Consider the following 8,870-nt stretch of genomic DNA (forward strand, 5'->3'; position numbering starts at 1 on the left):
GCTCGCTACGAGCGTGGCGCCATGATCCTCACCTCCAATCGCGGCTTCGCCGAATGGGGTGAGGTCTTTGGCGACCCGGTGGTGGCCACGGCGCTGCTCGATCGGCTACTTCACAATGCGGTCGTCGTCCAGATCGAAGGATCAAGCTACCGCCTGCGACAGCATGCCGATCTCATGCCCGAGCACGTCCGTTCCAAGGCCTCCATCAACTCGCCAATCCCGGCACAGCCGCCGCGCCGCCGCGGTCGACCACTCAAACATGGAGCCAACGATCACCAGCCAGCCGGCTGATCACCGGGGTACCGCCCACCTGGGGAATTTTACTTCGGCACATCTGGGGAAATTTGGAGCGGCATTGACACGCGGGCGCGGTTGAGAAGCCGCGCGTCGGTCGGGAACATCACGTTCTTGGGCCGCACCGTGGTGTCGACGAAGACCCGGTTGAGATCGGACGGTTTGAGCGCCTTGGTCTTGGTCGCAACCGCAAGGCTCTCCTGCAGCAAGGCCTGCAGCTTCTCCTCGCCCATGCGCTGGCGCCAGCGGGTCAGCGAGGAGCGGTCGAACACCAGGCGGTGCTGGAAGAACTTCTCGCCGCAGAAGAACTGGTAATAGGGGTTCTCCACCCAGCGTTCGCACAGCAACTCATCGGAGAGGTCGTAGCTGTGCTTGAGGATCGCCAACCCCGCCATCAGCCGGGTCGGCAGCGGCGGCCGGCCCGGCTTGTCCTCATAGACCGCGCCGAACTTCTGCTCGAGGAATGCCCAGTCGATCGTCCGCGCCAGCTGCACCAGCGCATGGTTCATGTCGATGATCGCGTCCAGCCGCGAGCGCAGAAGGTCGGCCTGTCCGCTGTCCCGTCGTTCCTTGGGTCGCATCGTCCCCTCCGTTGCGACCACGGAATCACGACACGCGATTCGACGGAATCCCAAAAATCAAATTGCAAGCTTTCGGGCCTTCAAATCCAAAAAGCTTGCAATCCCGAACCTCGCTCCGATCCAAAATTCGACTCCCGCTCAATGACTTGGGAGCTTCTTCACGGACGACGAAACCGCTTCCGCGGCGCCCGCGCTTCTCCTCAGTCGACGCGAGCCGAACTCCAGCGCCTTCACCTGCTTCAGCCTTTCACGACGCCAGGTCCCTACAGGGCTAGCGTGGATTCTCCAGGCCCACAACCTCGTTGATTATGTGACGTGGCTCATCCCGGCCGACAAGCCGCTTATCGTACAAGATCACTTCATATCCGTGCAACATCCCTTCCTTACGGCGAACGTAGCCAGCGGCCTCATAAAGTCTTTGAGCCCCTACTTGGATCTTTGTCGTGTCGAGTACTATCCGCTTGAATCCCAGGGCGGCGGCTCGCGTTTCCAATTCACTAAGAATCCTCGTCCCAAGCCCTCGCCGTCGAAAGGCAGGATCGACTCGCATACGCTTCAGCTCTGCGACGTCATCGTCAATAAGCTTCAATCCACCCATGGCAACGAGCTTGGAACCAATATGCGCAACTACGAAGTCTCCGCCTGACGCGATGTATATTTCTCCAATGTTTCGTAAATCATCCTCCCACGCTCCTTCCGGGCCACACACACCAACCGCCTCCGATGCGCGTCTATGCAGATGCCACACATCATCAGTATCTCCTGACTCAAATTGACGAAACATCACTTCGTCCTGAGACATCGAACGCCACCTTTGGACCCGTGTCGGATGCCTGCGCCTCTCAGCATCACTACATGTTTTAGCTAGCCAAATACCGCCGGCTATCGCGCCGCCGTTAACAGCCGCTGTGAAAGGACAGCCTCAACACTTTCCGAAGCCTCGACTCCGACAATTGGACGACCCGGTTCAACCGTATATTTCAAAGCCGTAGTACGGTGCATCCGGGTAAACTGTTCCAGCGCACAAACACACGAAGCGCGCAGCCTTCGGACTTCTCCACCATAGCGTTCGATGACGGGCGAAATGGTTGCAAACCCAGGAAAGTCCGCTTTCCCTTCCAGCCAACTTGGCGTGGGCTCCGCGCCTTTGTCATCTGGTGACAACCAGCGGAATACCTCGTGAATGTCTCCCTGCGGATAGTATTCGGACAGCCGATACAAATCCCTATAGTATTGCGGCTTCTGCTGAAAGAGTTCTTCGCCGACCAGTAGCACCGAGACCGCCACGACCCGGGCAGAAAACCGACCGCTTGGGCCAAGCCTATTCTTGTAAGGGTTTTTTCCGTAAAACACACGAAATTGGCTAAATAGGTCGGGCGACATATGTTCAAAAAATCGGGCCAGAACATAGTTCGCTGACTCAAGGCGTTCCAAGCATAGCGCAAGACATTGATGAGCGTCCGCGTCAGCCGCATCACGCAATTCAAGTAGAGCTGCGATTGCCAATTTTAGCTCGCTCTCGATGAGTTGATGACCCAAGCAAAAGTCTCGCTCCTCGACCCCGGCGGCGCCAAGGCAATATATGCGAGGATCGCTCTGCACTGGATTCGTCAGGATCATATCTTCATAGGAGAGAACCTCAATGCTAGGCTGTCGCTGGCAGCTTAAGCGGGCGAGACGGCTCAGCGCCTCTCCCACCGTCAACTCCGCCTGCACTGGATCAAGGCCGGCAAACGCCGACATCTGATAAGCACAATTGACGAGATATTGGACGTCTGTCTTAGCGACGGCGAAGTCGGGATCCGGCAACTTCAGCAGCTGTCCATCATGGTCAGCCGATGCAATCATCGCATTAATGCTACTTCCAAGAGCCTTGACCGCTTCATCTGGCCGTTCACTGCCTTTGATCTCGGCAATGAAGTGCGGCAGTTGATCGGCGACAACATTGCTGACAAGCCCAAGCGGCCGTTTCCGTTGCCCGCGATCGAAGCTATCGGACCCATGAGAAAATATCTGCCGCGCCCGACGGCGCTGCTGTTCCGGAGTGGAAAAGGACAACGTAGCGACCATAGACGAGCGCTCCCCCACTTCATCGAAAAACAGCTTGCATTTCTGCACTCGACCCATATCTTGCGGCGGGCGAGTAGTCGTGCTTTTCGATTAGATCCGTTTGTTTGTCTGTTATCCTGCTATCGTTGTACGCGACCCGCTCAAGTACATTCTCAGAGAAAAATAGCAACGATACAGCGCCCGAGTTGATAATTCCGGCGTCGGTTAACGAAAGCACGCCATCGTTTGAAATGCGAACGAGGCCTGCCTCCCTTAAGATTTCAAGCTCGCCGAAAAAGTATTCTTCTAGCGATACTCCAAATTCGCGCTCGAAGCGGGAGAGCAGCACTCCGCTGCTTCGCAAGGCAAACATTAATGTTCGGCGCATGAGGTCGTCCTGGGACAGTACAACCCCCTTCCACACTGGTTTCTCGCCGGCTTCGACCCTACGTAGATAGCGATCTAGATCTGCCTCGTTGTAGAACTGGCACTGGCTCATGTAGCCAAATCCACCCACCCCAAACGGGACGAGATTATTGTCGTTCCAGGAATCGTATTTACGGCTTTGTTGAACGGAGTGCGGCTGCGACCTCTTAGTCCAATAGAAAATTGGTCCATAGCGATAACCGAGCTTCGTGAGGATGTGCTCCGCCATGAAGTGCATTATAATGCGCTCCTTGGCCCCGGCGAATTGATAGCGTCCCATAGCCAAATGGCGGGCCACGGGGTCAGTCAATTTAAACATCAACGGGAATACGTTGAACTTCTCTATTCCAATGTCCAACAGCCCGATTATTGAGTCGTACCAGCTCCGAAGCGTTTGCTGCGGCAGCCCATACATGAGGTCAAGCGATAGATTCTCAACGCCCATCTCGTTCAGCAATGTCACGAGTTGTATCACCTCCTCCAGACCGTGCCCGCGGTTCAATATACGCAAAATATCCCGATCTAGACTTTGAACGCCCAGTACGAAGCGGTTTACTCCGCCTCTAAGTAGAGTCGAGATGCGATCCGCGGCGTCCGCATGCTTCACAAGCGAGGGATGCAACTCAAAACTTACTTCTGACTTCGACAAATCAAAGCGCTCGTTAACCATGGCAAATAGCGTTTTGAGTTGATGGTTCGTCAAAAATGAGGGAGTGCCCCCTCCAAAAAACGCAGTCTCAACAGCTCTCCCAGCAAGCGCCGCGCCCGACCAAGTCATTTCTTTATTTAAGGCCGCCAAATAGCGTTCCACTCGCTCGGAAGATGGATTGATTTCCTTGGCGAAGTGGCAAAACGTGCAATACTGATTACAGAATGGGATATGAAAATAGAGGTCAATTGACGAGGCGACCTGAGTCAACAATCTTTCGGCATCCAGGTCACCCATTGCCTTGAGAGGAGGATATGTGCCGACGAGATAGTCGTTGTGCGCGTCCAGGTGCAGATTTCGCGATCTCAACATGTCGAGATTGATCTCGTACGAGCGGTCGATCGCAAATTCCAGGGCTTCGGAATAGCTGGGCGCGTTCATCTGTTGGGGACTCCATTAGCTTTCGTGTAGGAAAGCCGCGCTGGCAGCCGCGGCCGTACCACATCAATCTCGTCTTGCTCGTTACTGAAGCGGCGCGTTTCAATCAGCGAGCTGCATTCGCGCCCCACTCGCTGCAGCTCCGTTCGCAGGTCGCGATGCGCTCGGTGGTACATGGAGACGACTACAGATTGTCGACGAGAGGCAGATGTTTTGGCTAATGCGAATGCATGCGATACCGACCGCACTCAACCGTACAGCTATGGCGCTGACTTGTTTGGATCGAGCAAGTTTCATTTGAACTCCTGCGGCGACGACTGGATTGCATGGTCATGCGGATCCTTTTCCGTGTCCCAGCAATCGACGTGCCACCAAAGTCCGCTCGCGCGGGGCTTTTTTGAGGAACGAAAACCATGTGCTTTGCGCTGTATTGTCGGAATAGTTACGCCACAGCGTCGGCTCCCGGACATACGCGTCCTCAACGGGACACGGCCGAAAAACGACAACACGGAGCATCGAGTGACCATGATCGTCTCTCGACAGTGGGTTCTGAGGTGATTGGACAACACCCCACGTACTCTTCAACGGGAGCCAACGATTGAGCCCTTTGGCGCCGAGGGCGCTCCTGCCTCCTGAGTCGCGGCATACACCGCCAAATTGCCAGGTGGCCGACGATCGCTGGTGCACCGGCGTTTGGCGCGAACGCGCACCATGCGATCAGCTTTCCGGAACCCCATGTCGAGTCGCCCGGAGGGCTTTCACCTCCGGGCGCTCCCAGAACCGTACGTGAACCTCTCGATTCATACGGCTCCCGATGTTCGGCCGTTGCCATGACATAGCTGCCAGTGCTGTCAATCGGCCCTTTAATTGCGAGGTGTTGTTAAGCTGCCATTCTTTGTCTCCGGTGGCACGACGGCAGCGATCACTTCGTCGGAGCTGGTCGGGGTTGCGGAGACGGAGTGATCGCGGGTGACGAGAGAATCGTCAGCCGGAATTGGCTGAGGCCCGGCCTCTTTAACGGGTCAACTTGTTCGCGTTGATGTCGCAGCTGGGGTCATGGTCCTTTCCGAGGTAGCGGGCGCCTCATGTTGATGTCCGGATCCGACGCCTCAACGTTTGCAGCGGAGTGCGGACAAGCCGGGGCCAGCCGATTCCCATTTCTTCGTACGGTAGAGCAGGACAGTTGCGGCTTCGTAGAGATAAGTTCGCAGCAGTCGATCGCCCCAGCGTGAGATTCGGCCGTTCTGATCGATCTCGCCGGACTGGTTGCGTCGAGGCGTAAGCCCGAGATAGGCTCCAACGGCCGCCGCAGATCGAAAGCGCGACGGACCGTCGACCGTGTGCCTGAACGTCAGGGCGGTTACGACGCCCACGCCCGGGACCGTCATCAGGCGCGCGTCGTTTCATCCGCTTTTGCGAGCCGCCGAATCTCGTCGTCTATTTACTTTGCTGCCGACAGACCTGATCATGGACCAGCAAGAGAGGATCAACCACGGAACGCAGGTGGTGATCATCACCCAACAAGTCGTTGACCTGCTTCCGAAACTGAAGGCCTATAGCTCTTGGGAACAGCAGGCCGTACTCTTTGACGATGCTGCGGACTTGGTTTTCGATATCCCTTCGGATTGCGACCAGACGAGATCGCGCCACGAGAACGGCCCGGGTCCTTTGGCTCTCTTCGCTCTTGACCTTCACTTCTCGGTACCAGCCGACCCTGACCAGCTCGGCCAGTCCTCGGGCGTCATTCTGATCGCTCTTATTCAAGCGGGTCGAGAGTACGGCATGTGCGTGGCGAGCATCGACACAGACGACAGGAAGGTTAACGCGTCGGAGCTCGTGCCAAAGCCAGCTCGCCATCGCTCCAGTTTCAAAACCGATACGCTCAGCATTTGGCGCACGCTTGCAAAGTAGCTCGGTCAATGCTCCAGGTTCGGACTTGGCCTTGCCTTCGAACGTTACTCGTCCACTTTCGTCGATTACGCAGACTGAAGTTTCCCGTTGTGAGACATCCAACCCGACGTATTGCTTCATGGTAGCGCTCCGAATCGGTTGATTGCGAGTACCCGCCGTCTGCGGGTTGCCCATTCTGCGACAACACGAAGAGAGCCTCGGAAGCCGCGCGTCCTTAGACGTCGCCAAAGTTCAGTCCCGTTTCGGCGGCCGGCAACCCACTGATCGTCGAGCCATGGCAGGTGATGATCGAGCGAACTCTGCCGGGTCCGGAAGACATCATGGCGTTCGCCACGGATCACCTGTCGAACCAGCTTCCTGCTATGGCCAGTCTTGCGTACGATCTGCTTGATCGGTGTTCCGCTTTTCGACAAAGCCAAGATAGTTGCATTGGTCTCTTCGCGGCGAAGATATCCGTCATACTGCAGGCGCTCGGCCGCGGTGAGCAGCTTGGGATCGATCGTGGTCGCGCCGATGACGGTGCGGATCTGGCGCATCGATTTTCGGACGGCGTCAAGGAAGGCCCGACTGGCATTCTCCATCAAATGCCAACGATCGGCGACCTGTACCGCGTGCGGCAGGGCCTTTGCGGCCGCTTCGCCATATCCCCCGCCGCGGACCCGGGCAACGATCGCGATCGTGGGATGACCGGCAAGCCAGGCTTGGGCGGTCGCGGGCTCACGATCTGGCAGCAGGGTAACGATCCGGCGCCTTTCCAGGTTGCAGACGATGCTGGCGTATCGGTGATTGCGCCGCCAGGCCCAATCATCAGTGCCGATGACCTTGAGCGGGTCGGCCGGCGGACGGTGACGGCGTCGGACCACGCGCAGCAGCGTATCCTTACTCACCGGCAACATCAGCCGCTTTGCGAAGCCTGCCGCCGGTCGACCGCCAAGCGCCAGGCCGAGGTGATGAACGATCGAATCCATCCTCGCCGTGGGTCGGGCCGACGGCGCCAGAATCCCCTCGGCGAAGCGCTCAGTGAAGATTTGGCGCCCGCACAGGACGGCGTCGCAGCGGAAGCGGCGAGCGATTACCAGGAGCTGGACGATCCGCCCTGCGAGCGGCAAATCGGTCACGCGTCTTCGATATCGGCTATGGACACGTGGACGGTGATCGCGACGACCTCGTTCAATCGGCTGGCGGCGGCTTGTCCGCACTCCGCTGCAAACGTTGAGGCGTCGGATCCGGACATCAACATGAGGCGCCCGCTACGTCGGGAAGGACCATGACCCCAGCTGCGACATCAACGCGAATAAGTTGACCCGTTAAAGAGGCCGGGCCTCAGGCCAATTCCGGCTGACGATTCTCTCGTCACCCGCGATCACTCCGTCTCCGCAACCCCGACCAGCTCCGACGAAGTGATCGCTGCCGTCGTGCCACTGGAGACAAAGAATGGCAGCTTGACAACACCTCGCAATTAAAGGGCCGATTGACAGCCAGTGAGCGAGGAGAGTCGGATTTGCGCGGCAAAGCCGCTCAAACCAATCTCGTGCCCCTTTGGTCTTGCGACGCAGCCGCTTGAACTTGCGGCGCGCCCAGGGGATGACAAAGGCATCGATCCTCTTCAGGGTCGGACGCAACTGCGTCCGATGGAAGGGGCCGTAGTAGTTGATCCAGCCTTGAGTGTACGGATTGTAGGCCTTGGCCAGATCCTGCAGGGACTTGTCGCTGTGATGGTGAAGAGTCCAGCGCCGGATCGTCCGGCTGATGGCCTTCAGCGCTTTTGGACTTACCGCGGGCATGAAGCCGTGCGCGTGGATAGTTCCTTGCCATACCGTCTTTCTTGCTCGGAATGAGAACCCGAGAAAGTCGAACGACTGGTTCGGAAAATCGCCACGCCGGTTCGCATCCTTGCAATAGACCATCTTCGTCTTCTCCGGATGCAGCACCAACTCGCAGGCCGCAAAGTGGTCGGCAAGCGCGCTCCATAACGCCTGCGCCTCGTCGGCGCTCTTGCAGTGACAAATGACGTCATCCGCGTAGCGCTCAAACGGGATGAGGAAAGGTTCTCGCCATCCACATATCGAACGCATGATGCAGAAACAGATTCGCCAGGATGGGCTTACTACTCCCCGTACGCAAAAGGTAACTTGCGTCGCCGACCGACGGGTGGCCGCCTCCAGGGGGCGAAGTCGGTCCGCCACCGGCGGGTGAACCGCTTGGCGCAGGAATCGAGTGGCGAATCACGATTGTGTCATTGGAGACCAGGATTTCTTTGACGAGGAGTCGGACGATACGTTGGCGCTCTGAAACATCTAACGTCTTCGCGGTTGCGCGTAGCCGTGCAAGAAAGCTTGTAATTGTCTCGGCCAGTCGCAGGTATCCACCGCGATCGGCAAGGTGACTCTGAATGGCAGCTAGTACCCGGAATCAGAGCTGAGTGATACGGCAGCCTTTGAACCGTTTTGGCGGACTCGTTTCTTCGTCCAGGCGAAGGGCTGTGCTTTTTCATTGTAGGCGCGGATGAAGGCATCGATGTG

The 8,870-nt window shown here is 57.5% G+C and carries 5 protein-coding genes and 4 pseudogenes; 1 reads left to right on the forward strand and 8 read right to left on the reverse strand.

The window, feature by feature from the left end; translation table 11 throughout:
• Nucleotides 1-291 (forward strand): ATP-binding protein (locus AC5ZGW_RS44450; RefSeq protein ID WP_496114126.1); only part of this gene is annotated, 291 nt, incomplete at its 5' end.
• A 74-nt stretch (nt 292-365) separates the two neighbouring features.
• Here the strand turns inward: AC5ZGW_RS44450 and AC5ZGW_RS44455 are convergent.
• The 8 genes and pseudogenes from AC5ZGW_RS44455 to AC5ZGW_RS44490 form a co-directional block, all read right to left on the reverse strand.
• A pseudogene (locus AC5ZGW_RS44455) lies at nt 366-875 on the reverse strand (transposase); the annotation flags it as partial.
• Between the two features lie 271 nt (nt 876-1,146).
• Nucleotides 1,147-1,677 (reverse strand): GNAT family N-acetyltransferase, encoded by a 531-nt coding sequence (locus tag AC5ZGW_RS44460; protein WP_130231035.1) that lies wholly within the window; start codon nt 1,675-1,677, stop codon nt 1,147-1,149.
• Between the two features lie 80 nt (nt 1,678-1,757).
• Nucleotides 1,758-2,993 carry a hypothetical protein gene (locus AC5ZGW_RS44465; protein ID WP_245475144.1) on the reverse strand — a complete coding sequence of 412 codons (1,236 nt, stop codon included), beginning with the start codon at nt 2,991-2,993 and terminating at the stop codon, nt 1,758-1,760.
• Nucleotides 2,965-4,440, reverse strand: coding sequence for a coproporphyrinogen-III oxidase family protein (locus AC5ZGW_RS44470; protein WP_165421495.1), 1,476 nt, complete (start codon nt 4,438-4,440; stop codon nt 2,965-2,967). Before AC5ZGW_RS44470 ends, AC5ZGW_RS44465 begins: the two co-directional genes overlap by 29 nt.
• A 1,145-nt stretch (nt 4,441-5,585) precedes the next feature.
• A pseudogene (locus AC5ZGW_RS44475) lies at nt 5,586-6,468 on the reverse strand (IS110 family RNA-guided transposase); the annotation flags it as partial.
• 17 nt (nt 6,469-6,485) lie between these two features.
• Nucleotides 6,486-7,493 (reverse strand): annotated as a pseudogene (locus AC5ZGW_RS44480) (ISL3 family transposase); the annotation flags it as partial.
• Between the two features lie 162 nt (nt 7,494-7,655).
• Nucleotides 7,656-8,423, reverse strand: a complete 768-nt coding sequence (locus tag AC5ZGW_RS44485; RefSeq protein ID WP_245475147.1) for a group II intron maturase-specific domain-containing protein — start codon at nt 8,421-8,423, stop codon at nt 7,656-7,658.
• Between the two features lie 337 nt (nt 8,424-8,760).
• Nucleotides 8,761-8,870, reverse strand: a pseudogene (locus tag AC5ZGW_RS44490) (IS630 family transposase); the annotation flags it as partial.

The sequence above is a fragment of the Bradyrhizobium sp. Crot121 genome, assembly GCF_059512385.1.

Bases quoted from the DNA above. Each gene is read 5' to 3' on its own strand.
- AC5ZGW_RS44485 (WP_245475147.1), bottom strand. From the start codon at position 8,423: ATGCGTTCGATATGTGGATGGCGAGAACCTTTCCTCATCCCGTTTGAG.
- AC5ZGW_RS44460 (WP_130231035.1), bottom strand. From the start codon at position 1,677: ATGTCTCAGGACGAAGTGATGTTTCGTCAATTTGAGTCAGGAGATACT.
- AC5ZGW_RS44470 (WP_165421495.1), bottom strand. From the start codon at position 4,440: ATGAACGCGCCCAGCTATTCCGAAGCCCTGGAATTTGCGATCGACCGC.